The organism is Parapedobacter defluvii (genome assembly GCF_014642075.1).
GTDB classification, from domain to species: Bacteria; Bacteroidota; Bacteroidia; order Sphingobacteriales; family Sphingobacteriaceae; genus Parapedobacter; species Parapedobacter defluvii.
This window is the reverse complement of sequence record NZ_BMIK01000066.1, coordinates 1-527: the sequence shown is the minus strand read 5'-3', so window position 1 is coordinate 527 and position 527 is coordinate 1. Positions and strand designations below refer to the sequence as shown.

The following is a 527-nucleotide window of genomic DNA, read 5'->3' as shown; positions in this document are numbered from 1 at the left end:
GTGGTACGCATGTTATAGAATCCGAAATCGGCCTGCCCCTGGCGGCCGTAGGGCAATTCCTCCACGGCCATGTATTCACGCCCCGGCTCGCCGCTGCGCGGGATATTGTGTTTGTCACGGATGTGCTGGACGAAGTTGAAAACCGTTTTCTGGTTCACGTGTGGAAAATCGGGATGGTGTTCCTTCAGCCAGTCGTGCAGCTGCGCGGCCGGGGTCTCCGGATACAGCGACAGCTTCTCACGGACGAAACCCTCGTACGGATCCAGTACTTTCCCCCGTGTGCGGCCTGCCTCCAGCTCCTCGGTGAACGTACGCTCATCCATGGATAGATAACGCTTCACCGTACGCCAGTTCAGCCCGAAGTGCTCCGATATCCGTCTGGTGGAATGCCCTTCCCGGGACATTTGGTGGATCAGATGGTACAGCATAGTTTTTTGCAGATAATGATTCATGATAACCTTCGCTTTTTTACCGCAAAGGTGTGTTATTCACCCGGGGCATGCCCCGGGTGAATAACACCGAAGCAG

General features: G+C 55.6%; 1 pseudogene. It reads right to left on the bottom strand.

The features are described from left to right. Positions 1 to 452, bottom strand: a pseudogene (locus tag IEX60_RS24765) (hypothetical protein); the annotation flags it as partial. Positions 453 to 527 lie beyond the last annotated feature (75 nt).